Here is a 26,662-nt window from a genome sequence, read left to right as displayed (position 1 = left end):
GCTAAAGTACCAGTAAAAGGTTGCTGCGTTGATCATGGCACAATTTGTAGATGAGGCGCGGCGGGTTTGTCGAGTCCTAAACGCCGCGCCTGATTACGGCTTTGGTATAAGGCCTAGGCCTGGTTGAAATGGTCGTAAACCAGCTGGGCGATGGCGGCAGAAATCGTTGGAACGGCTTGTAAATCTGCAAGCGATGCGCGGGAAACTGCCTTGGCCGAGCCGAAATGATTGAGCAAGGCACGCTTGCGGGTGGGACCAATTCCGTCGATTTCGTCGAGCGGATTTTTGATCTGATCTTTCTTGCGCTTGGCGCGGTGAGTCCCGATGGCGAAGCGGTGGGCTTCGTCGCGGATACGCTGCACATAGTAGAGGACCGGATCGCGGTGGGGCAGCATGAAAGCCTCGCGACCTTCCATGTGGAATTTTTCGCGCCCGGCGTCGCGGTCTTCGCCCTTGGCGATGCCAATGAAGGTCACTTCCTTGGGCAGGTTGAGCGTAGCGATCACTTCCTTGACGGCGTTCAGCTGGCCTGCACCACCGTCGATGAAGACCACATCGGGCCAATCTGGCATGCCAGTGGCATCGTCTTCAGCGTCTGTTTCACTTTCAACAGCGAGCCGAGAGAAGCGGCGGGTGAGCACTTCGCGCATCATGCCAAAGTCGTCGCCCGGCGCGATGTCGGATTTGATGTTGAAGGTGCGATAGTGCTTTTTGGAAAAGCCGTCTTCACCCGCAACCACCATAGCACCCACCTGATTGGTGCCCGAAATATGGGAATTGTCATAGGTTTCGATGCGGCGAGGCACGCGCTCAAGACCAAAGGCTTCAGCCACGCCTTCGAGCAGGCTGCGGTTTGAGGCACCCTCGGCAAGTTGACGGCTGAGGGCTTCCTTGGCGTTTTGCAGCGCGTGATTGACGAGATCTTTTTTCTCGCCGCGCTGCGGCACTTCGATACGAACCTTGCGGCCCGCACGCGTGGCGAGAGCTTCTTCGAGCAGTTCTGTTTCGGCCAAATTGTGGCTGAGCAGGATCAGTCGCGGCGGCGGGCGGTCCTCGTAGAATTGGATGAGGAAGCTCTCCAACACTTCCTCGTCCGTGAGGGTGATGTCGGCCTTGGGGCGGTAAGGATAATTGCCCCAGTTTTGGAATGCGCGGAAGAAGAACACCTGCACGCAGAACTGGCCACCTTCATGGTGGATGGCAAAGACGTCAGCTTCTTCGACCGATTGCGCCGTCGAGTCGCCCTGCGACTGGATAAGGGCCAAGGCCGATAAGCGGTCGCGGATGACGGCGGCGCGCTCAAAATCGAGGTCTTCGGCGGCTTGCGCCATGTCTTTTTGCAAGTGGTCCTGCACGGCGCGTGACTTGCCGGTGAGAAAAAGGCGCGCGTCCTCAACGAGGCCGGCATAGCCCTCAAGGCTGATTTCACGAGTGCAGGGACCGGCGCAGCGCTTGATTTGGTATTGCAGGCACGGACGTGTGCGCCCGGCGTAAAAACTGTCAGAGCAATTGCGCAGCAAAAAGGCGCGCTGAAGACTGGCTATGGTGCGGTTAACAGCGCTGGCCGAGGCAAATGGGCCAAAGTAGTGCCCCTTCCGGCGTCTGGCCCCGCGGTGTTTGGTGAGCTCGGGCGCTTCGTGATCGGTGGCGATCATGATGTAGGGGAAGCTTTTATCGTCGCGCAGCAGCACGTTGTACCGAGGGCGCAGGCGCTTGACCATATTGGCTTCAAGCAGAAGGGCCTCAGACTCGGTTTCGGTGCGGACGAACTCCATGCTGACGGTCGCGGCGATCATGCGCTGCAGACGAACGGGCAGGGCCTCAGGCCGCGTGTAATTGGTGACGCGCGACTTTAGCGAGCGCGCTTTGCCCACATACATGACGGCGCCTTCGGCATCGAGCATGCGATAGACGCCGGGTGCAGAAGGTAGCGTGCGCACGAAAGCCTTGATGACTTCCGGGCCCGCCTGAGGTGTCTGGTCGGTGCTCATTTGCGTCGCGTGAGCCCACTTTCGGGCAGGTAGCTTAAGTGTTCGCCGCCATCGAGAGCCAGCATTTGACCGGTGTAGGAGCGCATCGAGAGGATCGCGAGCACCCCTTCAGCGATTTCTTGGGGGCCAGCGCTGGTGTGAAGGGGAAGGCGCAAGAGCGATTCTTCAAACTCGGCTTGTGTCTGGCGGGCATTAGGGAGGACGGGGCCGGGGCCGATGGCGTTGACGCGAATGGCGGGAGCCAAGCTTTGCGCCATGGTCTGCGTGGCCGTCCAGAGAACCGCTTTGGAGAGGTAATAGCTGAAATAGCCCGGGGTCGGGTGGAGCACGCGCTCATCAAGAATGTTGATGATATTGCCCGATGTCCCGGCGGGCAGTTGGGCGGCAAAGTCGCGCGAGAGAAAGACGGGCACTTCGGCGTGGATGGCGAAATGCTTGTCCCAAAGCTCTTCAGACACGTCGAAAATACTATCGCGTTCGAAAATCGATGCGTTGTTGATGAGCAAGGTCAGCGGGCCAAAGGGTTCGCCTGCCTTGGCGATCACATGGCTGCGCTGAGCGCGATCGGCGAGATTGGCCTGCAGAACTTCGGCACGACCGCCGGCGGCGACAATCTCCGACTTAACTCGATTGGCTCCCTCCGGATCAGAACGGTAATGCACGATGACGGCATAGCCTGACGCGGCGAGTGTTTTGGCCAGACACGCGCCAATGCGATCATTGGCACCGGTGACCAAGGCGACGGGATTTTGCGAGAGCGAAGCAGCGGGTGTGTTTGACATCAACGGCACAATAGGTCGGATCGGCGATTCAGTTCAACGCATCAGGTGCATAGTGAGAAGGTGTGTCAACGTGTGGCAGTTGGTTTCGTCTGTGGTCTGCGTCACTTGCTTGAGATAATGATGTTTAGCGTTCTGCGGTAGACCGGGGCAGAACGCTTTTTCTTGAGCGTACAGACTATGACCATTTCTGCAGACTTTTCGCGTACCGATCAGATCGGGCGCGGCATCTTCCTGACGATCTTCTGCGTTTTGGTTTTTGGGGTTCAAGACGCGCTCTTCAAGCTGATGGTGCAGGACTATTCGCCCTTCCAAGTGGCTATGATGCGCTATTGGGGCTTTGCCTTATTTGCGCTGTGGCTGGTGTCGCGGCAGGCGCCGCTGCGCAAAGCTTTCCAATCGAAAACGCCGAAATGGCAGATTGCGCGCGGCGTGTTTCTTATCGCCGATATCTGGTGCTTTGCGTTCGGGTTGGTTTCCGTTGGGATTGCCGAAGCGCAGGCGATTGCGTCCATATACCCGCTGCTGGTGACGCTGATTGCGATCCCGGTTTTGGGTGAAAAAGTTGGTCCATTCCGCTTTTTCGCCGTGGGCGCGGGGTTGATTGGGACTTTGATCATTGTGCGTCCGGGCATGGTTCCGGTCGGCACGGGTACGATGTTCCTCTTGGCCAGTGCCGCGCTCTATGCGGTGTATATCGTCATCACCCGCAAGGTGACGCGCGTCGATAGTGCGTCGACCTCTATGCTTTACACAGCGGTGGTTGGCTTGGTGCTATCGAGTGCCGTCGGGGTGTTTTTTTGGCAACCGATGGGATGGTGGCATCTGGCCATTATCGTGACGATCATGGGCACGACGATCGCCGGGCACGGGCTGATGACCTATGCGCTCAAGCTGGCTCCGGCGAGTGTCATTCAGCCGTTCAATTATCTGGCGATCCCGTGGGCGATCTGCATTGGATATTTCGTTTTTGGCGAGCACATTGATCCGTTGACCCTCGTCGGCGCGGCCATAGTTGTGGGGGCCGGACTGGTGGTGATGGCGCGTGAGAGCATGAAGCGGTCTTGACCTTGGGGCTCACGCTCTACATGTGTTCTGAATTAGGAGGGCTAGCCACATGCTGATTTTGATCGAAATCGCCATTGTGCTTTTGGTGGTCGGCGGCGGCTGGACCTATCTCAATCGCAATAAGCGCAATGCCAAGCGTGAGGCGCTGACCTTGCGGCGTGTGGACGCCTATATCGAAACCATTCGTCGTGAGCGGAAAAACGCCGAGCTGGCGGCCATGAGCGACAGTGAGTTGCGGGACCTACTGCACGCCGGGGCAACGAACCTCAAAGTTGCCGAGCAGCGTCGCAATCTGGCTGTGACCGGCATTGGTCTTGTGACCGTGATAATTGCGGCGGCTCTCGGGAGCCAAGAAGGCTGGGTTGCTTTTTTGGCAAGTGGTGCGGTAGGCGCGCTCGTCGGCTATGGCACGAGTGTTTACCTCAGTCGTACGGCCAAGGCGCCGCTCGAAAAGCGCGGGATCGATGTGGATCGATTGCAAGTGATGTAACGAAAACGCCGCCCCTGAGGGCGGCGTTTGTTATTTGAGTTTAGCTTCCGGCGCAGAAGTAGCCATTCGGGCCGTTAAAGCAGAAGCTTGCGTTCGGACCACGGGGATTGATCGGGTAGATCGGTTCTGGACGCGGTGGACGTGGGTTCCAATGGGGCGGACGTGGTGGTGGGCCTGGATTCCAGTGTGGCGGGCGCGGTGCCGGGTTCCACTGTGGCGGGCGCGGAGGACGTGGGCGTTCCCATCCGTTATCCCAACCATTGTCCCAGCCTGAGCGGGTGCTCAGATAGCTGGAGGACACCCAGCCTTCGCGACCACGACGTTCAATGTAGCACCAAGACCCTCGGCACTGATCGACATTGACGCGTTCGCCCTGGAAGAGGGTCCCGATCACGCCATAGCCAGTACCCGGACCGGTGCGGACGTTTACGTTTGCGGTGGCGACTGCGGAGGCTGCCGACGCAGCTCCGGCAGTGGCGAAGATGGCCAGTGCGGCCATACCGGCTGTGAGCAGTTTCTTTTTGAAGGTCATTTGACACTCCCTGTGTGTTGCGGCGGCTTTGCAGCCTGTGATCACAACAAACACCATTCCGGATGAACCCAAGCTGAATGGTGCGTTTAGGAAGTTTTTCGCGTTCAAAAAGCCCGCTAGAGACGCAGGAGATTGATAAAGCGGGTGAGGGCGTCGCCGAGCCTTTTGCGGTGCTTTGGCTTGAGCTCACCCATGAGCGCTTCTTCCAGTTGAGCCCAATTATCCGCGAGACTGTTGCGGAGGCGAAGACCGCGATCCGTAAGCACAATCCCTGGCTCTAAATGGGGTCCGACAGCCTGGCGCGCGATAATATCGCGGTCGACCAGACGCTGCAGGCGGGGCTGGAGCATCTCGGTGGTTATACCAAAATCATTGGCAATACTGGTCTCAGTGGAGCCTTTTTTGCCGAGAGCGAACAGAACGGCGTCATCTCCCGCTTCGAGGCCTTTTTCATAGAGGGGGACAACCAGCGCCTTGTGAGCGAGCTGACCGGCCTCGATGAGTTTATACAGCGTTGAACGGGAAGAAGGTTTGGACATGAGCGGGAAAATAATCCGAACTCCTTCTTTGGTCGATGCACCTTGCATTCTATCGTTAATCTACAGACGACCAAGGGGTCTTATTGTTCACTCACAGCGGATGAGCTATGCGTGGGCTTTAACCCGGAAACGGATGGAACGGTTGCTATGACGCAGGATCTTGCCCGCATACGTGCATTCGTCCAAGTGTTCGACGCGGGTGGATTTTCTGCCGCAGCCCGTCAGCACGGGCGATCCAAAGCGTTGCTATCGAAGTATGTCACCGATCTTGAGGACTACCTTGGGGTTCGTTTGATGAACCGGACGACGCGCAAGTTGAGTCTGACAGAGGCGGGCGAGGCCTATTATCGCGAAGCCTCGAGCCTCTTGCTGCAATTGGACGATCTGGACGCAACGATTGCCGAACAGACGACCGAACCCCGTGGGTTGTTGCGCGTCTCGGCGCCCCGCAATTTCGGGGAGACTACGCTCGCGCCCGCGATTTTTGATTTCCTGCTACAACACCCAAAGGTGCAGCTCGATCTGCGCCTTGAGGACCGTTATGTCGATCTGATCGACGAAGGTATCGACGTTGCCCTGCGCATTTCGACTTTGGCCGATAGCTCGCTGATCGCCCGTAAGATTGCCGATATGCATGTGGTGGTGGGCGCTGCTCCCGAGTTTATCGCCGCCCATGGCGTGCCGAAGCATCCAGAAGATTTGCGCCATCTGCCCTGTATTGTGGACGTTAATCTGCAGGGGCAATCGAACTGGCGCTTTACCGAAGACGGTAAAACCATATCAGTGCCGGTCAATGGCCCCGTTCGTGTGAATTCTCCTCTAGCGGCGATGAGCGCGGCCAAGGCTGGTCTCGGTTTTGTCGTATTGCCCTCTTATTTGGCAGAGCCAAGTTGTGCGACTGGCGAGCTGGTGCCGGTGTTGGCTGAGTTTTTGCCCACTGGGCAGACTTTGCAGGCTGTGTATCCGCATCGTCGACACCTTGCTGGCAAGGTTCGCGCCTTGATCGACCATCTGGTGGACTGGTTCGCCGTTCACCCCATCCACTAGGACGAACTCTTGAAACATTGGCGTGCCCCGCTGTTTGGTGCAGCACTCGGTTTGTTTGGCCTAACGCATGGGGCACTGGCGCATCCGCATATCTTCATCGATGCCAAAGTCGACATTGGTTTTGATGCGGCGGGGCGCATTGCTACTCTCAAGCATAGCTGGACCTTCGACAGCGCATTTTCCGTGTGGATGGTGCAGGGGCTCGACACCGATGGTGATGGGGTGACTACCAGCGCTGAGCTGCAAGAGCTGGCCGACGAGAACATGATCGGGCTCGCTGAGTTCGGTTTTTATACGGTTGCAGGGGAGGGCATGGAGTGGGTTCCGGCAGGGGACCAAGCCATGCGCTATGAGGATAATCGAGTGACGCTCGATTATACGTTGGCCGCCGTTCGCCCGCAGGTGCCGGGCCCCAATTTTGAGCTGGGCGTCTACGATCCTGAGTATTACGTTGCCATCACCACGGCTTCGGTGGCGGACGTCACACTCTCGAATGCGCCAGCGAGTTGCACAGCGCGGGTGGAGCCGCCCAAGGCAATGTCGCGCGACATTGAAGAGCGGATTTATGCGCTGGGACCGGAAGTGCTGGAGCTGCCGCCGGACTTGGCTGCCGCGATGCGCGGCACTCAAGGTGTGACCATTGTATCGTGCAGTGGCGGCGTAATTCCGGTGACTGAAACGGCGCTGGATGCGACCGAGCAGATGGCCGAGCCGCGCGCGACGGTTCCGTTTGCCGGACCGCCTGCCGAGGTTGGTCTTAATCTGCCGCGCACAGGATTTTTCGGCTGGCTGCAGAATACCCAGCGCGATTTTTATGGTGCGATGACTGCGGCGCTCGACAGCATGCGTACCGACTGGACCGCTTTCTGGGTTCTTGGAGGGCTGAGCTTCCTCTACGGCGTGTTTCACGCTGCGGGGCCGGGGCATGGCAAGGTCGTCATCTCGTCTTACATGCTGGCCAACGAACAGCAGCTGCGGCAAGGCATTTTCCTGAGCACGATTTCGGCCCTGATGCAGGCGGTGGTCGCGATCGCCTTTGTTTTGGTGCTGGCAGGGATATTGAATTTCACGAGCACGGCTTTGTCCGATGCGGCTCACTGGGTTGGCGTTGTGTCTTACGGGCTGGTGGCATTGCTCGGCCTGTGGCTCGTGGCGCGCAAAGTGTTTGGCTGGGGGCACCATCACCATCACCATCACCACGGCGCTGCGCAGCAGCCGAGGCAGAAAATCCGCTGGGATGACGCTGAGGACGACCATCAGCACGATCATGCACATGACCACGGTCATCATGACCATAGTCATTCACACGATCACCACCACCATGACCACAGTCATTCAGAGCACATGCACCACGCTGTCGGCCCGCAGAAATTGAACGCGTCGTGGACAGAAAAACTCAGTGTGGTTTTGGCTGTCGGACTTCGCCCCTGTTCTGGTGCTTTGGTGGTGATGGTTTTTGCCTTATCGCAGGGCTTGCTGGCGGCCGGTATTTTTTCTGTGCTCTTGATGGCAGCAGGTACGGCAATCACCGTGAGCACGCTGGCTGCTTTGGCCGTGACGGCCAAGAGTTTCGCTGGCAAGATCGGCGGCGCTGACAGTCGGTTGGCTGTGGCGTTGCTGTGGTGGGCTGAACTGTTGGGGGCCGTTTTTGTGCTCGTATTTGGTATATTGTTGTTGGTTGCGAGTATTTGATCGAAGCGCGACCCATCGCCGCCTTGCGAGGTTGAATTAAACCCTTATGTTCCGTCCAAAAGTGGAACCCTTCTAAACTGGCTCTCATGTCCCAAGTTTTGCCCAAAGATCACCCGACCGTTCCCCAGCAGAAGATTGGGGTTCTGTTGCTGAACCTCGGGACGCCCGACGCTACCGATTATTGGAGCGTTCGACGTTATCTGAAGGAATTTTTGTCCGATCCGCGCGTTATCGAAACGCCGAAGTGGAAGTGGTGGCCGATCCTCAACCTGGTCATCCTCAGCTTCCGCCCGCAAAAGGCCGGGCATGCGTATGATATGGTTTGGGACAAGGAGCGCAATGAGAGCCCTCTGCGCGTGATCACGCGTGCCCAGAGCGAAGCGCTGGCCGAGCGTATGGCTGGCGACGGCGTTATGGTTGAATACGCCATGCGCTATGGCAATCCGTCGACCAAGTCTGTCCTGGAAAAGATGCAGGCCGCTGGTTGCCAGAAGATCCTTCTGGTGCCGCTGTACCCGCAGTATTCTGCAACGACGACCGCGACTGCAAACGACAAGGCTTTCGACGCGCTCAAGACCATGCGCTGGCAGCCAGCTGTTCGGACAGCACCAGCCTATTTCGACGATCAGAAGTATATCGAGACACTCGGTAACTCGATCCGCGATGGCGTTGCTAAGCTCGATTTCGAACCGGATCTGGTGATCACGTCCTATCACGGCATGCCGGTCGAATATCTCCAGAAGGGCGACCCGTACCACTGCCAGTGTTTCAAGACGACGCGTTTGGTGCGCGAATATCTCGGCTGGTCGAAAGAGAAGCTGATGGTGACGTTCCAGAGCCGATTTGGGCCGACGGAATGGCTGCAGCCTTACACCGACACGACACTGGAAGAACTGCCCAAGAAGGGCATCAAGAAGGTCGCGATCCTAGCGCCAGCCTTTTCGGCGGACTGTATCGAGACCCTTGAGGAAATCGCTATTGGCGGCAAGGAAACCTTCCTTGAAGCTGGCGGCGAGAACTATGCCTATATCCCATGTCTGAATGCTTCGGATGAAGGCATGGTCATGATCGAGGCGATGGTTCGCCGCGAATTGATGGGCTGGCTCTAAGCCTAGCGCCAGACAAATTAAAACCCTCTCAGCCTAGGCTGGGAGGGTTTTTTGTTGGCTAGATTTGAAGGCCGAACTACCAGCCGGCGCCGTGGAAATCGGGCGGTGTCACGTTGACGAGGCCCTTGCCGACGATCCAGCTGCGGTCGACCCAACCCAGTTCAGGAATGTGACAGTACTGACGCGCAAACTTGCCGCGCAGTCGGTGACCGGCATCGCCAAATGAGCCCCAATAGCTATCGCTATCGTTCTGGGTGCATTCGTCGACCGGGATTTCCTGTCCATCCATCAGGCGCGCAACGATCCGCGCGCCTTCGCGGGGTTGATCGTAGACTGCGATATTGCCGCCCGAGACGCGGGCGGTAATGGTCAGGGCGAAAGTCGGGGCGATCAAAGTGGCGCTCGCCAATACGGCTGCTGCCACACCAACAATAGTCCGCTTCATCTCTCAAACTCCGTCTGGCGCGCAGAAAATCCAGTCTCTGCGCGCAGATTGTGGCGGGGAAAAGATTGGCTTTCCCCTTTGCTGGTCAATCAACGCTTCCACGCGGGTTAGAGTTCAACCTTTTGGTTTTCACCCATGTCTGGCGCTTTTCCGGTGACGGCAGCGGCCGCCATTTTGACCAGCGCCACAGCGGCATTGGGGCTATCCCAGAGCTCGCCATCTTCGGGCGATACGGTGATCAAACGAATGCTTGGATCATTGGCATCTTCCCACCAAGCCTTATCCCAATCGCTCCACAGATCGGTGATTTTGGCGCGATCATTGCTCACCGAGGCTTTGCCAGACATCACCGCATAGCGATGGCCGCCATTATCGGCCCAAGCCAGCGACACAAAAGGGTATTTTTCGATCTGGTGGTTCTTCTCGCCGCTCACATCGACGAGGAAATAAATCGCATCTTCCTCGCGTTTAACGCGGGCGGAAAGCGGGCGCGAGCGCTGGCGTTCACCGTCCCAAGTGGTGAACATGCAGATGTCAATCTTGCCTGCCAGTTCCCAAATGCGGTCAGCGACTTCCTGAGGGGTTTTCTCGTTGTCGTGGTGTTCTTTGACCATGTGTATCTCCTCGTTAGGAGGGGGCAACGGTTCGGTGCTCCTGCGGTTGCACGCCGCCCCCACACGCGGGGAAGGCAGGGCGGACACCGCGTTGCCTGTCCGGAAAAATCTGTCTTGTCGGATCTTTGGAAACGGCAGAGGGTAGGCGGGCAATGTTGCAGGGGGGCGACATGAGTGATGGGGGCAAGCCTGCACAGGGCGTGAGGCGCTATCAAACAATGGCCGAGCGGCGCTTTTGGGCGCTGCTGTATCCCTGGCGGGTGAGTGGCTGGCACTTTCGCTGTCAGGGCACGGTCGGGCCATTTGTGGCTGACGTCGTGTGTAAGCGCGGCAAGGTGGTGTTCGACATTGTCGGTGCTTCCGATGGGGAGGCGAATGCCGGTGCTGACGACAGTGCCCGCAACGCCCGGCTCGCGGCGCGCGGCTATCGCGTGGTCCGCTTCAGCCATGATCAGTTGCGCTATCGCCCTGATTGGGTGACCGAACAGCTCAATGCGATTTTTAGCACCACCTGGCCGACGGATATCGCCGCGCTGACGCGGCAAATGGCTCAAGTTTTAAGGGAGGGGTGACAGACGTAGTCTGACTTACTTTGGGTGCGTGATCTGTTCGTATTCTCGGGCAGTGGGGAGGGCGAATTACCCCCCATGTTACGGTGAGGGGGTGCATCGCCGTTGTCGCGGTCGCCGTTACGAAAGCAGGAGCGCCCCTCCCTCGCTTGCGGGGGAGGTTGGGGGGGAGCCCATGCGTGACCAGATCAAGTTTGCGCAGACCCTAAGGCGCAATCAAACCTACGCTGAACGCCAGTTTTGGGCGTTGCTTCACCCATGGCGCGCGCAGGACATGCACTGGCGGCGGCAGGCGCCTATTGGCCCATATGTAGTCGATTTCTGCTGTAAGCGGATGAAGCTGGTTGTTGAGATCGACGGCGATACCCATGCAACCGACGCTGAACTTGCGCACGACGCGGCGCGAACGGCCTACCTCAAATATCAAGGTTTCACTATTCTCCGCTTCAGCAATGTTGATCTCTATGAGAGCCCTGAAGGTGTTTTCGACGCGTTATGCAGGGGGCTTGGTACCCCCACCTAACCTCCCCCTGGGAGGGGGAGGGATGGCATCGGGGGCGTTGCGATAGCGGTGGCGACCACAGGACGAGCCCCTCCCTCGCTTGCGGGGGAGGTTGGGTGGGGGCAGAGTGCTATTCGGGATTTTTTGTACAATCTTCGGAGGGGCGCTATACAACAGTTATATTTACTGCGGACTTCCTTAGTGATTGATCGTGAGTGACTTCATACATCACCGAACAGCCTCCAGATATCTCATCCACAAATGCTGGCTCACAGTTGTTTTGGATAAATAAGTTTCATCGCCAAAGTAGTCTTTGAGGAACAGGTACGTGTCGTGGAGGGAGTTCGGCTTGATCTTGCCCACGTAATATCGTCGCTCTGTTAGCCCTCTATCTTCATTTTCATGGCCAGATCGATTCGGAAGATTGCTGATGTACTTTTGCAATCGCGAAAGTCCGCCGTCAGAGTTAGACGATGATAATTTTTCAATCGACTCGATGAAAACCTCAGCTTTCTTAAGGTGTCGAACGAATAAGCTATCAAATTCGACGATGTCTGAACTCTCTAGGAACTGCCCCAATTCACTCAAAAGGCGCTCGGCTTCACTCAAAGCCCCTTTCGAAAATTCAAATTCGGCGCGTCTGACGAAATACTGAGCGTTCAGATCAAGTAGCTTGATTCTTCCTTTTTCACTTACCTGCGGAATCTCGCGTGTTAGTCGTAAGTATGTATCTGCGTTGTCGAACTCATGGTTGAAGAAGCTGACACGTGCCGCCTCTAATAAAATCTCGCTACTGCTTGGGTCGAGGCTGTGAGCAATATCGAAATGCTTAACTGCTGAAGAGAAATCGGAATATATTATTGTTAGGAATTGGGCGTAGAAAAAATGTAACTGTGGTTGTTTTTCATCGACTGCCAGCGCAGTCTCGAATGCCGTTCTCGCTCTGCTAATATCTCCAGAGCGCTGAGATATGTACGCCTCTACGCGGTGTACTTCAAAGTAGGTCGGGAATGTCACTTTGGTGTCTGCTAATATTCCTCCGCCGCGTCGATATCGCCACTGTGAACAAGCGTGACAGCGTGTCGGAGTTTGCGAGCTGCAATAGCTTGGCTAGGGGAAGTGACAACAAAATTGCGCGGATTGTATCTGTCTCTTAGCCTGCCCGCGCTTTCATATTGATATGCTGCGGAGACTTGCCGAAACTTTGCCATTACCGACTTTGCTACGCTTTCATCAAAGGGAATGGCTTTAGAGATATATGCCTTCGCGAAGGGTTTGACCCTGTATCGACGATCGCCCGCTTCACTATCGTCAAATTCTACGATGCCAAATCTGCTCAGCTGAAGACCCGCAAGAACTGGCTCGCTGAGCCTGCGGCTGCGATTGTGGTCGTCTGATTTCCGTGTTTGAGCAGATTTGGCGCGGCGTTTGGCGATCGGCGGTGCCCATTGACGGCGTTTCCCGGTCATCCGGGCAGACTCATGGCGCGGTTGCGCGCTTTTCGTGGAAGACGAGGCGGTCGAAGTTGTAGGCCAGATTGGCCAAGGTGAGTTTGGCCTCGGCCCGTGCAATGCCGATGGTGCGGATGAACAGACCGAACCGGTTCTTCTGATGAGCGAAGACATGCTCGACCCTGGCACGTATCGCGGACTTGGCCGCATTGGCCCGTGCGGTCGCGATCGGCATCGGCTTGCCCTTGGGCTTGCGTCGATGAATGCGGCTGGTCAGCATACGATCAGCCAGCCAGGCCTCATTGCTCTGTGATCTGTAGGCGCTGTCGGCCCAGACCTCGCTGCCGGTGTTTTCCCGATCGATCACATGGCGCAGCATCCGGCCGTCAGGATGGGAGGCGGAGGTCACCGCTGCAGCCCGGATGAAGCCATAGCGCCGGTCGATGCTGATGTGACTTTTATAGCCGAACACCGGAGTGGCGATCATGGGCAGGGGCGAGCCGTCTGGCCGGTAGCGCACCTTGCCGCCGATCTTGAGCGTCCAGCGGGCGTCGGTATCCTTCTGTGCGGCTTTAGCCGGCTCGTTCGGCCAGATCTCGTCAGCCGACTGGCCTGCCTTGATGGCCTCCCGCTCGCCATCGGTATTGCGCTGTTTGGGTGCCGGCACCAGCGAAGCATCCACGATCTGCCCCGACATCGGGATGTAACCCTTCTTGTGCAGTTGCCAGTCGAACGCCTTCATCACCCGCTTGAGCGTGCCGGTCTGGGTCATGCGGTTGCGGAAATGGCGGATCGTGTTCTCATCGGGCGTGCGATCGCCGAGCGAGAACCCCAGGAAGCGCATCCAACTCAGGCGGTCCCGGATCATGAACTCTGTGCGGGCATCGGACAGGTTGTGCTGTGCCTGCAGGATCAGGATCTTGAACATGGCCACCGGATCGAACGGCGGCCGACCGCCTTTGCTGCCGTCACTGTAGCCAAGCCCCTCCACCAGCCAGGACCGGAAATACTCGAAATCCACCGTCCGCTCCAAAACCTCGAGCGGATCGCCGTGTTGGCTCAAGGCTTCGAGGTGATCGTTCAGGCTGAAAAGCGAATGCGGGTCCATGATGACGCTCCATGATCGGGCGACATCAATGAATCATGACTGCATCAAAGCCGCCAAGGGTTTTTGCGGACGTCCAGCTCAGAGATGGCGTTCTCGGCTTGGATTGCGTTCAATCGACCTATAAATTCTAAAACAGTTATCGAGAGACTCTGGACTAAAAGTGTTAAAATCGATGCGATGTATTTTGCATCATCACTGAGCCTGTCCAGCACATTCTCCATACAGAACTTTAGAGCTATTGTTGGATTTGACGTGATACTTTCCGCGGAAAGGCCGCTATCTATCCCTAAGGCGAACCATTTAATCAAAAGTGGTTTGTTGCCTAGTTTCTGAAAATGTATCTCCAGCTTTTCTTTTGGTAAGCGCTTGAGGGCGCTGTTAGAGAGTACATCTGCCATTCGGTAGTAGTACTTTAACGTAAGCGGTGTCCTACCTCCACCTTCCATGCTGGTGTCGGCCATGAGATTGCGCACTGATTGATGTCAGTGCGGGAGTTTCTCCATGGACGCTCCAATGGAGCTTCTCACAAACAGCGCGGGACGGCGTCGCAACCGGCAATGGCCCGATGAGGTGAAGGCGCGGATTGTCGCCGAAACGCTTCGGCCAGGGGCGACTGTCGGTCAAGTTGCGCAGCGACATGGGCTGAAGGCCAACCATCTGTCGTCGTGGCGGACCCTCGCCCGGAATGGGAAGCTGGTGCTGCCGGCTCCGGAAGGCCCTGTTGAGTTTGCGAGTCTAATGGTCGCTCCGGTTGAGGAGGTGACGGCCGAGGAGCCGTCGGCGTCGGCTGGGCCAGAGATTGTGTTGGGGGCGGTGTCCATCCGCTTGGAGCCGGGTGCTCCGGCGAGCCGGATTGCCTCGGTTGTACACGCCCTGATGGCGACCTCATGATCTTTCCTTCGAACCGGGTGCGGATCGTGGTGGCGACCAAACCCATCGACTTCCGCAAAGGCCACGACAGCCTGGCCGCTTTGGTGAAGAACGAGCTGCACAAGGACCCGTTCACGGGAACGGTCTTTGTGTTCCGTGCCAAAAAGACCGACCGATTGAAGCTGCTCTACTGGGATGGCACCGGACTGGTTATGGCCTACAAGCGACTGGAAGAGCACAGCTTCACTTGGCCTGCGGTTAAGGACGGACTGATGACACTCAGCCACGCGCAGTTCGAGGCCCTGTTCTCCGGACTCGACTGGCGGCGGGTTCGGGCCGTTGCAGCCAGGGCTCCAGAAGCCGTGGAATGACTGCGGCAGGATGACTCAGGGCTTGTCTTTTTGCGGGCATGCCGGCGCCTGATCTGCTAGGGTTCTGGTCATGCTCGAGACCGCCGAACTTCCCGACGATGTTACCGCCCTCAAGGCGATGCTCGTCGCGGCGGAGGCGCGCAATCAGCGCAAGGATGAGCGGATCGCACAGCTGGAAAAGCTGGTCGCAGCGTTCAGGCAAGCGGCCTTCGGGCGCAGGTCGGAAAAGAGCGATCCGGACCAGTTCGAGCTGGCGCTGGAGGATCTGGAAACAGCCATCGCGGCAGTCCACGCCGAGGAAGATGCAGAGGATCGCGCGGCCCGGCGGTCGGCCAAACCGCGCAGCACCAATCGTGGTTCGCTCCCCAAGCACCTGCCGCGGATCGAGGAGATCATTGAGCCCGATAGCCTGATCTGTGGCTGCGGCGGCGGTCTGCACTGCATTGGCGAGGACGTCTCCGAGAAGCTCGATGTGATCCCGGCCCAGTTCCGGGTGATCGTGACCCGTCGCCCCAAATATGCCTGCCGATCCTGCACGGACGGTGTGGTGCAGGCGCCGGCGCCCGTTCGACTAATCCCTGGCGGGCTCCCAACTGAGGCCATGGTCGCCCATGTTCTGGTCAGCAAATACGCCGACCACCTTCCGCTCTATCGCCAAGCGCAGATTTACAGCCGCCAGGGTATTGATCTGGACCGCTCAACACTGGCCGATTGGGTCGGTCGGGCCGCCTTCGAGCTGCGTCCGGTCTATGACGCCCTGCTGGCGGACCTCAAACGGTCCTCAAAGCTGTTCATGGACGAAACCCGCGCTCCGGTGCTTGATCCTGGAGCCAGAAAGACCAAAACCGGATACTTCTGGGCCCTGGCCAGAGACGAGCGTCCCTGGAATGGCACCGCACCACCCGGTGTTGCCTTCACCTATGCCCCTGGCCGAGGTGGTCTTCATGCCGAACAGATATTGCAGGGCTTCGGCGGCATCCTGCAGGTGGATGGCTATGCCGGCTACAACCGGCTGGTCTCGCCCAGCCGTGTCGGCGCGGGTATCCAGCTCGCCTATTGCTGGGCCCATGCGCGCCGCAAGCTGATTGATATCACCCGCACTGGTCCTGCGCCGATCGCCCAAGAGGGGGTGCGGCTCATCCGCGAACTCTACGCCATTGAGGCCGATATCCGAGGCCGGGGCCCGGATGACCGCCTCGCCGTGCGCCGGGAGCGGTCAGCTCCAGCCCTGGCGCGGATAAAAGATTGGCATGATCACCATCGCAGGCGCGTCTCGCCAAAAGCGCCGCTCGGGGAAGCATTGAGCTATATCGCCAAATACTGGGCTGGGCTCGAGTTGTTCCTGACCGATGGGCGCATTGAGCTCGACAACAATGCTGTCGAGCGGACCATCCGTCCCATCGCACTGAATCGGAAGAACGCGCTCTTTGCCGGTCATGATACCGGTGCTGAGAACTGGGCCGTCATCGCCTCGCTGATCGAAACCTGCAAGCTCAACAGCGTCGATCCCAACGCCTGGCTGGCCGCGACACTCCACGCCATCGTCACCAGACATAGGCAGAGCCGCATTAACGAACTGCTCCCGTGGAACTATCCTGCCATCGTGGGTGATTGACGCTGTTGGCTCTGGCGGCATAGTCAGAAAACCACCAGCAACGAGGCCCCTCCCATGAACGATCAAGACCACCCTAACCTGGTCACATCAGGAAAAAGCCAGCGGGTAGTGGTCGAAGGTTATGCCTTCTTGATCAATATCCATCGGCTCGAAACGGACGATACCTGGACCCTCGAGGTCGTGGACCACCACAACGACAGCCACGTCTGGGACAATCAGTTCCAGACCGACAGCGAGGCGCTTGACGCTGCCTTGAACGCACTGAACAGCGAGGGAGCCGGCGCCTTTATGCGCGGCAACAACGTCGTGCAGTTCCCGCGACCCTGAACCTAAGTGGCCGCAGAACACCGCTTACACTTCAACGCGTTGTCCCTCGAAAAGCCTTCAACCTGAACGGTTAGGTCAGACCCAAGAGGCACACGAGAAGTCAAAACGAGCTGGACGTCCGCAAAAACCCTTGGCGGCTTTGATGCAGTCATGATTCATTGATGTCGCCCGATCATGGAGCGTCATCATGGACCCGCATTCGCTTTTCAGCCTGAACGATCACCTCGAAGCCTTGAGCCAACACGGCGATCCGCTCGAGGTTTTGGAGCGGACGGTGGATTTCGAGTATTTCCGGTCCTGGCTGGTGGAGGGGCTTGGCTACAGTGACGGCAGCAAAGGCGGTCGGCCGCCGTTCGATCCGGTGGCCATGTTCAAGATCCTGATCCTGCAGGCACAGCACAACCTGTCCGATGCCCGCACAGAGTTCATGATCCGGGACCGCCTGAGTTGGATGCGCTTCCTGGGGTTCTCGCTCGGCGATCGCACGCCCGATGAGAACACGATCCGCCATTTCCGCAACCGCATGACCCAGACCGGCACGCTCAAGCGGGTGATGAAGGCGTTCGACTGGCAACTGCACAAGAAGGGTTACATCCCGATGTCGGGGCAGATCGTGGATGCTTCGCTGGTGCCGGCACCCAAACAGCGCAATACCGATGGCGAGCGGGAGGCCATCAAGGCAGGCCAGTCGGCTGACGAGATCTGGCCGAACGAGCCGGCTAAAGCCGCACAGAAGGATACCGACGCCCGCTGGACGCTCAAGATCGGCGGCAAGGTGCGCTACCGGCCAGACGGCTCGCCCCTGCCCATGATCGCCACTCCGGTGTTCGGCTATAAAAGTCACATCAGCATCGACCGGCGCTATGGCTTCATCCGGGCTGCAGCGGTGACCTCCGCCTCCCATCCTGACGGCCGGATGCTGCGCCATGTGATCGATCGGGAAAACACCGGCAGCGAGGTCTGGGCCGACAGCGCCTACAGATCACAGAGCAATGAGGCCTGGCTGGCTGATCGTATGCTGACCAGCCGCATTCATCGACGCAAGCCCAAGGGCAAGCCGATGCCGATCGCGACCGCACGGGCCAATGCGGCCAAGTCCGCGATACGTGCCAGGGTCGAGCATGTCTTCGCTCATCAGAAGAACCGGTTCGGTCTGTTCATCCGCACCATCGGCATTGCACGGGCCGAGGCCAAACTCACCTTGGCCAATCTGGCCTACAACTTCGACCGCCTCGTCTTCCACGAAAAGCGCGCAACCGCGCCATGAGTCTGCCCGGATGACCGGGAAACGCCGTCAATGGGCACCGCCGATCGCCAAACGCCGCGCCAAATCTGCTCAAACACGGAAATCAGACGACCACAATCGCAGCCGCAGGCTCAGCGAGCCAGTTCTTGCGGGTCTTCAGCTAACTTATCGCCAAGATCGAGATTGTTGATAAGGTCCGCGTGGTTGTGCAGGTTTGCTGCTCTTGTGGAGATGTCAATTCTGGCAATGGCCTTGCTGGCCTCTTCCGGTGAAAGGACGCTGTCTTCTAGCTGAGCTGCTACGGAAGCGATCTTCGCGCTCAAATCGCGCTCTAGAGAATCGAAAAGTATGTAAAGCGCCACACGTTGATAACTTGCCAATCGTCAGTTCCTCTTTCCCCCAAGTGAACAGAAGTATATTATTAGTTGATGACGCTGGCGCAATGTTTTGTTGATGCGCGGTTGGGGGTTTATTTTAATTGTTTTTTTTGTGGGGTGAACTGGAGCCAGAGTGGTGGTAAAATTAATGCTTTCTTGGTGCGCACACGTAACCATCTAGCTTCCTCTACTGCGATGGAATTGCTTCTAAGCGACCGGTACTGGCAAGGCGACGCGAATATCGGGTGTTGCTATGAACGAGGCGCCACTGGGAGCCTGCACAATGGACATACCATCTGCCCGTAGTTCCATTGGCTTTAAATCGCGCCCCGCCCATCGAAAGACCATCTTCCACCTAGGCGTCCATGGGGTCCACGCCGTCCAGCGTGTCCAGTTCCATCTCCTTGAGCCGTTTGACTTCGTCGCGCAATCTTGCTGCCTTCTCGAATTCGAGATTGGTGGCGGCTTCGCGCATTTCTTTTTCGAGGTCTTTGATGACCGTCGCGAGATTGTCGCCGGTGACGATCTTTTTCTTGCCGTCCTTGGTCTTGCCAATCGAGATCGTGACGTGGTCGCGGTCGGCGACGCTGTCGGTGATGTCGTTGATGCGTGCCTTGACCGATTGCGGCGTGATGCCGTTGGCGAGGTTGTAGGCGACCTGCTTTTCGCGACGGCGATTGGTTTCGGCCAAGGCCCTTTCCATTGAACCGGTCACCTTGTCCGCGTAGAGAACCACGCGGCCATCGACGTTACGCGCGGCGCGGCCGATGGTCTGGATCAGCGAGGTTTCCGAGCGGAGGAAGCCTTCCTTATCGGCGTCGAGAATGGCGACGAGACCGCATTCGGGAATGTCGAGACCTTCGCGGAGCAGGTTGATCCCTACCAGAACGTCAAAGGCACCAAGGCGGAGATCGCGAATGATTTCAATGCGCTCGATGGTGTCGACGTCCGAGTGCATATAGCGGACGCGAATCCCCTGCTCGTGCATGTACTCGGTGAGGTCTTCCGCCATCTTCTTGGTGAGAACCGTACAGAGTGTGCGGTAGCCGGTTTTGATGGTTGTGCGGATTTCGTCGATGACATCGTCGACCTGATGGGTGGCCGGGCGGATTTCCACTGGGGGATCGATGAGGCCCGTCGGGCGAATGACCTGTTCGGCGAAAACGCCACCAGTCTGGTCCATTTCCCATGAGCCGGGCGTGGCCGAAACATAGACCGACTGCGGGCGCATGGCGTTCCACTCCTCGAAGCGGAGCGGGCGATTGTCCATGCAGGAGGGCAGGCGGAAGCCGTATTCGGCAAGGGTCGCCTTGCGGCGCAAGTCGCCACGATACATGGCGCCGAGCTGGCCGATGGTGACGTGGCTTTCGTCGACGAACACGAGGGAATTGTCGGGCAGGTACTCGAAGAGAGTCGGTGGCGGTTCGCCCGGCTTGCGGCCGGAGAAGTAGCGAGAATAGTTTTCAATGCCTGCGCAGGAGCCAGTGGCTTCCATCATTTCGAGATCGAAGAGGGAGCGCTGTTCGAGGCGTTGGGCTTCGAGGAAGCGACCAGCGCCGTTGAGTTCCTGCAGGCGCGCGGCGAGATCGGCTTTGATCTGCTTGATAGCCATGTTCATCGTCGTGCGCGGGGTGACGTGGTGAGAATTGGCGTAGACGCGGATGAAGGTCAGGTCGGCGGACTTTTTGCCGGTCAGTGGGTCGAACTCGGTGATCGCCTCGACCTCATTGCCGAAGAGAGAGACGCGCCAGGCGGCAGCTTCATAGTGGGCCGGGAAGATTTCGACCGTATCGCCGCGCACGCGAAACGTGCCGCGGACGAAGCCGGTATCGCCGCGCTTATATTGCAGGGCGACGAGCTTGGCGAGCAGCTGGCGCTGGTCGATGTTTTCGCCCTTCTGCACGTCGATGGTCATGGCGGTGTAGTCTTCCACCGAGCCAATACCGTAGATGCAGGAGACCGAGGCGACGATGATCACGTCATCGCGTTCGAGGATCGCGCGGGTGGCCGAGTGGCGCATGCGGTCGATCTGCTCGTTAATGGTCGACTCTTTTTCGATATAGGTGTCGGTGCGCGGGACGTAGGCTTCGGGCTGGTAGTAGTCGTAGTAGGAGACGAAATACTCGACGGCGTTGTCCGGGAAGAAGCCTTTGAACTCGGAATAGAGCTGGGCGGCCAAGGTCTTGTTGGGCGCAAGGATCAGCGCGGGACGCTGGGTGCGGGCGATGACCTGAGCAGCCGTGAAGGTTTTGCCCGAGCCGGTAACGCCGAGCAGAACCTGATCGGTTTCGCCGTTCTCAATGCCTTCCACCAGCTCGGCAATCGCCGTGGGCTGGTCGCCGGAGGGTGTGTAAGTGGTGTCGAGGCGGAAGGGCAGGGAGGCGCCGCGTTTGGCCGGACGCTCGGGCCGATGCGGCATCCAGGGGGCCGAGCCTTCCACTTCTTTACGGCCATGCAGAATGATCTGCTCCAGCGCCTTCACCGTTGCGGTGACGCCGACGGTGGTCGCATTGGAGACGTCTTCGTTGTTGCGGGCCTTGTTCTTTTTGACCGAGGCGTTGAGCTGAGCGCGGATATTTTCTTGCGCTTCCTCATTCGCCGGCATGTTGGCGGGCATGTGATTGAAGCCCGCCTGTGCGGCTTCCCCAAGCCCCGAAAAATCGACACGATCAACGGCGTTGATCTTCGTCTTAGACGTCTTTTTCGACATGCCGGTAGCGGTGTCGTGGCTGGCCTTGGTGGTGCGGCGCTTTTCGAGGGCAGTGAGCTTTTTGGCGGCGGCTTTTTCGGCCTTTTCGGCTTCCTTGGCAGCGGCCTTAGCTGCAGCGTCCTTTTTGTCGGCCTCAGCCAAAGCCTCACGGTCCATGCGGACCTTGTTCTTCATGCGCTCGGCATAAAGCGGCTTGCTGGCGGCAATGTCTTCGGCCTTTTCGATCTCGGCGAAAAACTCATCGATGGAGAATTCAGCTTTACCGGGGCGAGGAGATTTCGGAGCCATAGGAAACCCTAAACTGAACGTGGCGCAGAGGCGCTGCCGGAGCGGGCGGCGATTCTGAGTTTTTCACCGATGATGCGATGGCACTGATATGGGAGATGTCGCCAGCAACTTCAATATTACTTGTCAGTGTAGCTGCGAACGAACCGAGAGGGAACCGTGCTGCTGACAGGGCGTGTCAGGAAGGGGTTGCCGCGTCTCGTCGATGGCGTGAGAGGTGGCGAGTGGCCACCCCCAGTGTGTTAGCGCTTTGCGGATTTTTGGGCGCGGGCAATGTTGGCTATCAGTTCGGTGCGCGTTTGATGAGCGTGGGCTTCCCAGGCGGGTTGGCCGGGGCCGACACGCCAAGATTGGAACAGTGGGCTGTTGTCGACAGCATCAAAACCCAAATCATTATAGAGGCGGGTGGCGAGGTTTACCGCATCGCTAAAATCGCTGGAGACGGGGAGAGCGTGGCGGTTTGGCGTGCCTTCGGGGCTGGCGAGACCAAGCAGGCGCGGTGCTTGAATATTGGTGAAGGCGGAAGCGACACGGGAGCGAGGCAGGTACTTTTGGCGCAGACGTGAATGGAGCGGTTGAGGGCTTTGGGGGCACGAGGCGCTGTTGATATTGGATTTTCCCGCGCCTGAATTGGTTGGTGGCGACGTTTAAAGGGGAGAGAAAAACATTTCACTGCAACGATTTAAGTCACCGGAACTCGAGAACTCGGCTGGAGCTTGTCATTTTTGCAGCTGAAGGGAGCGATTTTACCCATGCCGCAGTTCCAACCGTACTGTCGCCGCGCGAACAAGATCGTTCGCGCATTCGCACATAGTCTAGCGCGTGTGGTGCTGGGAGGGATGGTGTTTGGCGCCGTATCAGTGGTGCCGAGCGTGGCGTATGCGACCGTAACCTATTCTCCAGATCCCGTTTATACAGGAAACAGTTCGGTTACTTTTACTCATAGCAGTTTTGTGGACGCAAATTGGTACTATATCGGGCAGGACCTCTACAATGAACTCGCGTGGGATGAAGCCGAGAGTGTCGGGAACCAAATCACATTCAATCTGACGTTTGCTACGCCGGGCGACTATGAACTAGAAATTTATCACGGCGATTATGGTACCGAGTTTGTAACTGTTACGGTAATCGAGCGCCCTGTAAGCCCGCCAGAAAATACTGAGCAGGTCAGCACAGCTGAGCAGATCAGTTCAGACTTGGTGCAGGCCCGTGGTCGTCAGCTCCACGCAGGGCTGTTCAGCGGGATGCTGCAGCAGCGTCGGCAGATGTCGGCAGCGCGTACGCCCGGTACGATTTCCATCAATCCGGCGGGCAGTGGTGTGGCGATGAATTTTGCCGCCAGCACACTGGCTATGACTGCTGCGTCGCAGGCGGTGACTGAGTTGGGTCAGACTGTCGTTGTTGACGATCAGGGTGCGAACTTCTGGATCGACGGGGATATGAATGTTTATGCCCGCGACAATGGCGGCGGGTTGCAGTGGGGCCAGGCTGGCCTTGTTGGGGCCGGTGTTGACGTTTTGGTCGACAAGAACCTGCTCGTTGGCAGCGTGCTCTACGGCGATTGGATGCACGACAAATCCGATAGCCAGAACACGACAGGGGCCGGCTTCCTCGTGGGCCCTTATGCTTCTGCTGAAGTTACGCCAAACGTCTTTTTTGACGTAGCGGCGCTCTATGGGAAGAGCTGGAACACGCTCAAATTCGATGATTTCACCGGTGACTTTTCGACGGACCGTGTGCTTGCCCGAGCCGAACTTCGTGGCAATGTCGAATTGGGTGAGGGCACGCGCTTCCGTCCGAACACTACGCTGTTCTATATGCGCGAGAATATTGCTGGTTACACCGTTTCAAACGGCGCAGGCACCACCCAGAACGTCGATGCAAACGTGCAGCAACAGTTGACCGCGAGTGCCGGTGGCCGGATTGAGCACAGCTTTGACGCGGGCGAAAATTGGGTTCTGACCCCGCATGTAAGTCTCGATCTGGGCATGGTTGGAACCAACGGTGCGTGGAGCCAGATGATCCAGGGCGGGATTGGCACCGAACTGGTTAGCGATGGGGGCTTCAAAGTGGTGCTCGGCCTAGATGGCAACGCAACTGCGGCTGGGGCCCGTGGCGTCGGAGCGTCAGCTAAGATTAAAGCGCAGTTCTAATCGCCAATAATGAGAAGCTTCAACGGGTACCGATCAATGATCGGTACCCGTTTTCTATTGGTCGAACCGTCCTGGCGCCGTCAGTTCCTCCAGACGATGTAGGAGAATAACAGCACGCCGACGAAGGTGATCATTGATCCGCCCGCGACGAATGGCACCATGGCCGCATTGCCGGCCAGCAAAAGGGCGAGCGCCAACGTCATGATCACGACGCCGACGACGAAGATCCAGAATTGAGCGCGCACCAGTTGGCCAGTGGCTTTGCTCGGATTGAGCGCAAAATAGATGCCGAATAGCGCTGAAGTGACCCAGCCCACCAAGTTCAAGTGCGCGTGGGCGCCGGTGAAGCGATGGTCGGTGCTGATCGACATATAAAGGCCAAAGCAGATGCCAATGATGAGAAATATGACGGCTATGCGGAAGTAATGCTGAGATACCAACGGCAATTTATATCCTCCCTGTGCACGCCCGATTGTTCGGTGCGTCGCCGCGCAAGCGTAGTGCGGCGCAAAGGGCTGGGATATACGGATATTTCTGGATTGGTATTGGGAGAATGCCTGCCGTAGCAGGCATCCTATGGGGAGATTAATCCAGCAAGTTGGCTGGGACTGTACCGCCATTGGCCTTGAGCTGGCTGATCACCTGCTTGTGGAGCCAGATGTTCATGGTGGCGCTGTCGGACTTGTCGCCGGTGTAGCCAAGCTCGTCGGCAAGCTCCTTACGAGCGGTCAGCGAGCTATCAATGCCAAGGGCCTTCATGAGGTCGACGATGGACGTCTTCCAATTCAGCTGCTGGCCAGACTTAGCCACTGCCGCGTCGAGAATAGCGGCAACATCAACGTTGGCCTGCGGAGCTGCGCCGGAGGCCGGTGCGGATGCACTTGATGCTGGTGGCGCTGCGTTCGCGTGGGCGGTGCCTGCTGCAAGATTTTCGCGGGTTGGTGTTGGCGCTACAGGTGTGGAATCTGTGGTGCCGACGACGCTACCGTGATGCGTGGCCTTCGGGTCCAGGCCCTGCGGCGCGCTGGTCTGCTCTGTCTTAGGGGCACCAAAAATCTTCTCTTTAATGGCGTCAAAGAAACCCATCGTAATCCTCCGTGTTGTTTGGCCTTCGCGACGTAAAAGTTGCGAAGGCGGTAAGGACAGAACGCTCCACCCTAGAAATGGTAACGACGGGAGGGGAGATATTTTGGCTTGGCTGGGCACTCAGGTCAGAAAAAAGCGCGCCCTCGGCGCGCTCATCGGTTTGGTTCTGAACGAGGCACTTAATAGACGCGGAGCGAGGAGAGGTTGCGGGCCAGATAGCGGCTAAGACGCGGTTGGCTCTCGGTGATGCGCTCACAATAGGATTGGAATGTGCGGTCCCGGCACAGCGCGGCGCTGGTTGGTACGGTGACGCGAACGGAGGTCACCCGATTGTCCCAACCCGAGAGGCCGAGATCGCGCACAGTATTGCCCGATGACAAGCAGAAATAGGCGCCGGTATAATTGGCACCTTCGTAAAAGCACATCTCGCCGTTCGATAGATCCTTGACGGGAACATTGAGTGCCACATCGCGTGTGGTCGTGCCGAAATCGATCTCGCCGATATTGGTCCAGCCACGCCCATTCGGGCCATCGACTACGCACCAATGTTTTTGGCAGCGGAGAACCTTGATCGGCGCGAAGCCGGCAATCTCTCCAGTGATGGCGTATTTCGTGCCCGGACCAGTACGCAGCTCCAGCGTTGATTTACTCCACGCATGGCTACCCGAAAGTGAGTGGGCAAAGCTTGGGGTGGCCGCAAGCAAGGTCGCGAAAACAGCAAATGCAACAGCGTAAACAGAGCGCATTAGGACTATCGATCCGGATTGATTTTCGTCACCTTATCTGGAAACGATTGGTCTGAAAAGGGAAACGCCGCCCCGAGGGACGGCGTTTGATTTGGAAAATCAGCGGATCCGGATTGAGGCGATGTAGTCGTCGAAATCGCCGAGAGAAGAGGCGCTGGTGGTGTATGTGCGGCAGCCCCGGAAATTGCGTTCCGAACAGACTTCAATCGTGTAGCGGCCCGGATTGTCGATCGAGGAAATTCGATCGGTCCAGCCACGCAAATCGCGCTGCGCATCACCCGGTTGCAGACAGAAGCTGTCGCCACGGAACTGCGTACGATCAAAGAAGCAGATGTCGTCAGCGACCGGCTGTGGCATCGTCTGTGGGCGTGGAGGACGCGGCGGAGGCACCGGCATTGGGCGCGGCGGTTCCGGGCGAACGACCGGCGGCTGTGGCCGCTGATTACCATTGCCAATGCTGATCGATGGACCGCCAGGAATGGTGATGTCGAAATTAAAGCCTGGCTGGTTATTGTTATTCGGGCGGTTTGGCGTGTTGCCGCCGCCTGTTGGCTGCAAATATTGGGCAGAGACCCAACCAGAGGTGCGGCCGGTATTGATGTAGCACCACGAGCGTTCACACTGTTGCACATCCACGCGCTGGCCCTGAACTGCCACGGCAACCACACCGTAATTTGTGCCTGGACCGCTGCGCACGTTCACATTGGTTGTGACAGTGCCGGGGGCTGCCTGGGCATCAGGCATGAAGACAACGACGGCTGCGGCGGCAATAGCGATGCCCGTGACGAAGTTGAGGAGGCTCTTACGAGTCTTGCTGTGCATCGTGACTATCCCCTTACAAAGCCCATTGGTCCGGCTTTGCTTAATATTGTTTGGTCACCAAACGGATCGGCCTTCGGAGGGTTCCGACGATTTTGTGACTGCTGTGACGAAGTCTGCG

29 protein-coding genes and 1 pseudogene are annotated in these 26,662 nt (G+C 58.0%); 14 read left to right on the top strand and 16 right to left on the bottom strand.

The genetic code is table 11. The features are described from left to right. Window positions 1–113: 113 nt before the first annotated feature. Complete coding sequence (gene uvrC / locus H4N61_RS12780) at window positions 114–1,991, bottom strand: excinuclease ABC subunit UvrC (RefSeq protein ID WP_169195640.1); 1,878 nt, start codon at window positions 1,989–1,991, stop codon at window positions 114–116. Then, the gene (locus H4N61_RS12775; RefSeq protein ID WP_169195639.1) at window positions 1,988–2,773 is read right to left on the bottom strand and encodes an SDR family oxidoreductase; all 786 of its coding nucleotides are present in this window, start codon (window positions 2,771–2,773) and stop codon (window positions 1,988–1,990) included. Before H4N61_RS12775 ends, uvrC begins: the two co-directional genes overlap by 4 nt. 177 nt (window positions 2,774–2,950) lie before the next feature. Between H4N61_RS12775 and H4N61_RS12770 the strand changes: the two genes are divergently transcribed. Then, a complete protein-coding gene (locus H4N61_RS12770; RefSeq protein WP_169195638.1) occupies window positions 2,951–3,838 on the top strand; it encodes a DMT family transporter in 888 nt (295 codons plus the stop codon). A gap of 49 nt (window positions 3,839–3,887) precedes the next feature. Next, on the top strand, window positions 3,888–4,328 hold the full coding sequence (locus H4N61_RS12765) for a hypothetical protein (RefSeq protein ID WP_169195637.1): 441 nt from the start codon (window positions 3,888–3,890) through the stop codon (window positions 4,326–4,328). Between the two features lie 40 nt (window positions 4,329–4,368). Here H4N61_RS12765 and H4N61_RS12760 read toward each other — a convergent pair whose 3' ends face one another. Then, entirely contained in the window at window positions 4,369–4,860 is a 492-nt protein-coding gene (locus H4N61_RS12760) for an SH3 domain-containing protein (protein WP_182394177.1), read from the bottom strand. A gap of 116 nt (window positions 4,861–4,976) precedes the next feature. Continuing rightward, the gene (locus H4N61_RS12755; RefSeq protein ID WP_182394176.1) at window positions 4,977–5,399 is read right to left on the bottom strand and encodes a hypothetical protein; all 423 of its coding nucleotides are present in this window, start codon (window positions 5,397–5,399) and stop codon (window positions 4,977–4,979) included. Between the two features lie 147 nt (window positions 5,400–5,546). Between H4N61_RS12755 and H4N61_RS12750 the strand changes: the two genes are divergently transcribed. From H4N61_RS12750 to hemH, 3 genes are all read left to right on the top strand, one after another. Beyond that, window positions 5,547–6,446 carry a LysR family transcriptional regulator gene (locus H4N61_RS12750; RefSeq protein ID WP_169195634.1) on the top strand — a complete coding sequence of 300 codons (900 nt, stop codon included), beginning with the start codon at window positions 5,547–5,549 and terminating at the stop codon, window positions 6,444–6,446. A gap of 9 nt (window positions 6,447–6,455) precedes the next feature. Beyond that, window positions 6,456–8,138 carry a DUF1007 family protein gene (locus tag H4N61_RS12745; protein WP_182394175.1) on the top strand — a complete coding sequence of 561 codons (1,683 nt, stop codon included), beginning with the start codon at window positions 6,456–6,458 and terminating at the stop codon, window positions 8,136–8,138. Window positions 8,139–8,224: 86 nt separating this feature from the next. Beyond that, a complete protein-coding gene (hemH, locus tag H4N61_RS12740) occupies window positions 8,225–9,247 on the top strand; it encodes a ferrochelatase (protein WP_182394174.1) in 1,023 nt (340 codons plus the stop codon). Between the two features lie 76 nt (window positions 9,248–9,323). Here hemH and H4N61_RS12735 read toward each other — a convergent pair whose 3' ends face one another. Continuing rightward, the gene (locus tag H4N61_RS12735) at window positions 9,324–9,692 is read right to left on the bottom strand and encodes a hypothetical protein (RefSeq protein ID WP_169195631.1); all 369 of its coding nucleotides are present in this window, start codon (window positions 9,690–9,692) and stop codon (window positions 9,324–9,326) included. 107 nt (window positions 9,693–9,799) lie between these two features. Continuing rightward, on the bottom strand, window positions 9,800–10,306 hold the full coding sequence (locus tag H4N61_RS12730) for a pyridoxamine 5'-phosphate oxidase family protein (RefSeq protein ID WP_169195630.1): 507 nt from the start codon (window positions 10,304–10,306) through the stop codon (window positions 9,800–9,802). 170 nt (window positions 10,307–10,476) lie between these two features. On the opposite strand from H4N61_RS12730, the gene H4N61_RS12725 reads away from it, so the two are divergent. Next, complete coding sequence (locus H4N61_RS12725) at window positions 10,477–10,878, top strand: DUF559 domain-containing protein (RefSeq protein ID WP_182394173.1); 402 nt, start codon at window positions 10,477–10,479, stop codon at window positions 10,876–10,878. A 172-nt stretch (window positions 10,879–11,050) separates the two neighbouring features. Beyond that, on the top strand, window positions 11,051–11,398 hold the full coding sequence (locus H4N61_RS12720; RefSeq protein WP_182394172.1) for a DUF559 domain-containing protein: 348 nt from the start codon (window positions 11,051–11,053) through the stop codon (window positions 11,396–11,398). Between the two features lie 207 nt (window positions 11,399–11,605). Here H4N61_RS12720 and H4N61_RS12715 read toward each other — a convergent pair whose 3' ends face one another. From H4N61_RS12715 to H4N61_RS12700, 4 genes are read right to left on the bottom strand one after another with little or no spacing between them, the layout of a single operon-like run. After that, on the bottom strand, window positions 11,606–12,394 hold the full coding sequence (locus H4N61_RS12715; RefSeq protein ID WP_182394171.1) for a hypothetical protein: 789 nt from the start codon (window positions 12,392–12,394) through the stop codon (window positions 11,606–11,608). Between the two features lie 11 nt (window positions 12,395–12,405). After that, window positions 12,406–12,846 carry a hypothetical protein gene (locus H4N61_RS12710; RefSeq protein ID WP_182394170.1) on the bottom strand — a complete coding sequence of 147 codons (441 nt, stop codon included), beginning with the start codon at window positions 12,844–12,846 and terminating at the stop codon, window positions 12,406–12,408. A gap of 10 nt (window positions 12,847–12,856) precedes the next feature. After that, a complete protein-coding gene (locus tag H4N61_RS12705; protein ID WP_182394168.1) occupies window positions 12,857–13,936 on the bottom strand; it encodes a transposase in 1,080 nt (359 codons plus the stop codon). A gap of 44 nt (window positions 13,937–13,980) precedes the next feature. Then, entirely contained in the window at window positions 13,981–14,397 is a 417-nt protein-coding gene (locus H4N61_RS12700) for a hypothetical protein (protein WP_182394169.1), read from the bottom strand. Between the two features lie 40 nt (window positions 14,398–14,437). Between H4N61_RS12700 and H4N61_RS12695 the strand changes: the two genes are divergently transcribed. From H4N61_RS12695 to H4N61_RS12675, 5 genes are all read left to right on the top strand, one after another. Continuing rightward, the gene (locus tag H4N61_RS12695; RefSeq protein ID WP_116655198.1) at window positions 14,438–14,827 is read left to right on the top strand and encodes a transposase; all 390 of its coding nucleotides are present in this window, start codon (window positions 14,438–14,440) and stop codon (window positions 14,825–14,827) included. Continuing rightward, window positions 14,824–15,177 carry an IS66 family insertion sequence element accessory protein TnpB gene (tnpB, locus tag H4N61_RS12690; RefSeq protein ID WP_116655199.1) on the top strand — a complete coding sequence of 118 codons (354 nt, stop codon included), beginning with the start codon at window positions 14,824–14,826 and terminating at the stop codon, window positions 15,175–15,177. The genes H4N61_RS12695 and tnpB overlap by 4 nt, the downstream gene beginning before the upstream one ends. Window positions 15,178–15,247: 70 nt before the next feature. Next, a complete protein-coding gene (locus H4N61_RS12685; protein WP_116655200.1) occupies window positions 15,248–16,792 on the top strand; it encodes an IS66 family transposase in 1,545 nt (514 codons plus the stop codon). Between the two features lie 54 nt (window positions 16,793–16,846). Beyond that, the gene (locus H4N61_RS12680; RefSeq protein WP_169196902.1) at window positions 16,847–17,119 is read left to right on the top strand and encodes a hypothetical protein; all 273 of its coding nucleotides are present in this window, start codon (window positions 16,847–16,849) and stop codon (window positions 17,117–17,119) included. Window positions 17,120–17,306: 187 nt separating this feature from the next. Next, complete coding sequence (locus H4N61_RS12675; RefSeq protein WP_182394168.1) at window positions 17,307–18,386, top strand: transposase; 1,080 nt, start codon at window positions 17,307–17,309, stop codon at window positions 18,384–18,386. Window positions 18,387–18,496: 110 nt separating this feature from the next. On the opposite strand, the gene H4N61_RS12670 is transcribed toward H4N61_RS12675, so the two are convergent. Both H4N61_RS12670 and uvrB read right to left on the bottom strand, forming a co-directional pair. Then, window positions 18,497–18,745, bottom strand: a complete 249-nt coding sequence (locus H4N61_RS12670) for a hypothetical protein (protein WP_182394167.1) — start codon at window positions 18,743–18,745, stop codon at window positions 18,497–18,499. 388 nt (window positions 18,746–19,133) lie between these two features. After that, window positions 19,134–21,608: pseudogene (gene uvrB / locus H4N61_RS12665) on the bottom strand (excinuclease ABC subunit UvrB); the annotation flags it as partial. A gap of 353 nt (window positions 21,609–21,961) precedes the next feature. Here uvrB and H4N61_RS12660 point away from each other — a divergent pair. Then, entirely contained in the window at window positions 21,962–22,303 is a 342-nt protein-coding gene (locus H4N61_RS12660) for a hypothetical protein (protein ID WP_182394165.1), read from the top strand. 186 nt (window positions 22,304–22,489) lie between these two features. Next, window positions 22,490–23,890, top strand: a complete 1,401-nt coding sequence (locus H4N61_RS12655) for an autotransporter outer membrane beta-barrel domain-containing protein (RefSeq protein ID WP_182394164.1) — start codon at window positions 22,490–22,492, stop codon at window positions 23,888–23,890. A gap of 80 nt (window positions 23,891–23,970) precedes the next feature. Here the strand turns inward: H4N61_RS12655 and H4N61_RS12650 are convergent, their stop codons facing one another. From H4N61_RS12650 to H4N61_RS12635, 4 genes are all read right to left on the bottom strand, one after another. Then, on the bottom strand, window positions 23,971–24,336 hold the full coding sequence (locus H4N61_RS12650; RefSeq protein WP_182394163.1) for a hypothetical protein: 366 nt from the start codon (window positions 24,334–24,336) through the stop codon (window positions 23,971–23,973). A 139-nt stretch (window positions 24,337–24,475) separates the two neighbouring features. After that, complete coding sequence (locus H4N61_RS12645; protein ID WP_182394162.1) at window positions 24,476–24,976, bottom strand: DUF3597 domain-containing protein; 501 nt, start codon at window positions 24,974–24,976, stop codon at window positions 24,476–24,478. Between the two features lie 179 nt (window positions 24,977–25,155). Continuing rightward, window positions 25,156–25,722, bottom strand: coding sequence for a peptidase inhibitor family I36 protein (locus tag H4N61_RS12640; protein ID WP_182394161.1), 567 nt, complete (start codon window positions 25,720–25,722; stop codon window positions 25,156–25,158). A gap of 99 nt (window positions 25,723–25,821) precedes the next feature. Continuing rightward, window positions 25,822–26,544 carry an SH3 domain-containing protein gene (locus H4N61_RS12635; protein ID WP_182394160.1) on the bottom strand — a complete coding sequence of 241 codons (723 nt, stop codon included), beginning with the start codon at window positions 26,542–26,544 and terminating at the stop codon, window positions 25,822–25,824. Window positions 26,545–26,662: the final 118 nt, after the last annotated feature.

It is taken from the genome of Devosia sp. MC521 (genome assembly GCF_014127105.1).
Taxonomy (GTDB): Bacteria; Pseudomonadota; Alphaproteobacteria; order Rhizobiales; family Devosiaceae; genus Devosia.
This window is presented reverse-complemented; position numbering and strand designations above follow the sequence as displayed.

Bases quoted from the DNA above. Each gene is read 5' to 3' on its own strand.
- uvrC (WP_169195640.1), bottom strand. From the start codon at position 1,991: ATGAGCACCGACCAGACACCTCAGGCGGGCCCGGAAGTCATCAAGGCT.
- H4N61_RS12775 (WP_169195639.1), bottom strand. From the start codon at position 2,773: ATGTCAAACACACCCGCTGCTTCGCTCTCGCAAAATCCCGTCGCCTTG.
- H4N61_RS12770 (WP_169195638.1), top strand. From the start codon at position 2,951: ATGACCATTTCTGCAGACTTTTCGCGTACCGATCAGATCGGGCGCGGC.
- H4N61_RS12765 (WP_169195637.1), top strand. From the start codon at position 3,888: ATGCTGATTTTGATCGAAATCGCCATTGTGCTTTTGGTGGTCGGCGGC.
- H4N61_RS12760 (WP_182394177.1), bottom strand. From the start codon at position 4,860: ATGACCTTCAAAAAGAAACTGCTCACAGCCGGTATGGCCGCACTGGCC.
- H4N61_RS12755 (WP_182394176.1), bottom strand. From the start codon at position 5,399: ATGTCCAAACCTTCTTCCCGTTCAACGCTGTATAAACTCATCGAGGCC.
- H4N61_RS12750 (WP_169195634.1), top strand. From the start codon at position 5,547: ATGACGCAGGATCTTGCCCGCATACGTGCATTCGTCCAAGTGTTCGAC.
- hemH (WP_182394174.1), top strand. From the start codon at position 8,225: ATGTCCCAAGTTTTGCCCAAAGATCACCCGACCGTTCCCCAGCAGAAG.
- H4N61_RS12735 (WP_169195631.1), bottom strand. From the start codon at position 9,692: ATGAAGCGGACTATTGTTGGTGTGGCAGCAGCCGTATTGGCGAGCGCC.
- H4N61_RS12730 (WP_169195630.1), bottom strand. From the start codon at position 10,306: ATGGTCAAAGAACACCACGACAACGAGAAAACCCCTCAGGAAGTCGCT.
- H4N61_RS12725 (WP_182394173.1), top strand. From the start codon at position 10,477: ATGAGTGATGGGGGCAAGCCTGCACAGGGCGTGAGGCGCTATCAAACA.
- H4N61_RS12720 (WP_182394172.1), top strand. From the start codon at position 11,051: ATGCGTGACCAGATCAAGTTTGCGCAGACCCTAAGGCGCAATCAAACC.
- H4N61_RS12710 (WP_182394170.1), bottom strand. From the start codon at position 12,846: ATGACCGGGAAACGCCGTCAATGGGCACCGCCGATCGCCAAACGCCGC.
- H4N61_RS12705 (WP_182394168.1), bottom strand. From the start codon at position 13,936: ATGGACCCGCATTCGCTTTTCAGCCTGAACGATCACCTCGAAGCCTTG.
- H4N61_RS12700 (WP_182394169.1), bottom strand. From the start codon at position 14,397: ATGGCCGACACCAGCATGGAAGGTGGAGGTAGGACACCGCTTACGTTA.
- H4N61_RS12695 (WP_116655198.1), top strand. From the start codon at position 14,438: ATGGACGCTCCAATGGAGCTTCTCACAAACAGCGCGGGACGGCGTCGC.
- tnpB (WP_116655199.1), top strand. From the start codon at position 14,824: ATGATCTTTCCTTCGAACCGGGTGCGGATCGTGGTGGCGACCAAACCC.
- H4N61_RS12685 (WP_116655200.1), top strand. From the start codon at position 15,248: ATGCTCGAGACCGCCGAACTTCCCGACGATGTTACCGCCCTCAAGGCG.
- H4N61_RS12680 (WP_169196902.1), top strand. From the start codon at position 16,847: ATGAACGATCAAGACCACCCTAACCTGGTCACATCAGGAAAAAGCCAG.
- H4N61_RS12675 (WP_182394168.1), top strand. From the start codon at position 17,307: ATGGACCCGCATTCGCTTTTCAGCCTGAACGATCACCTCGAAGCCTTG.
- H4N61_RS12655 (WP_182394164.1), top strand. From the start codon at position 22,490: ATGCCGCAGTTCCAACCGTACTGTCGCCGCGCGAACAAGATCGTTCGC.
- H4N61_RS12645 (WP_182394162.1), bottom strand. From the start codon at position 24,976: ATGGGTTTCTTTGACGCCATTAAAGAGAAGATTTTTGGTGCCCCTAAG.
- H4N61_RS12640 (WP_182394161.1), bottom strand. From the start codon at position 25,722: ATGCGCTCTGTTTACGCTGTTGCATTTGCTGTTTTCGCGACCTTGCTT.
- H4N61_RS12635 (WP_182394160.1), bottom strand. From the start codon at position 26,544: ATGCACAGCAAGACTCGTAAGAGCCTCCTCAACTTCGTCACGGGCATC.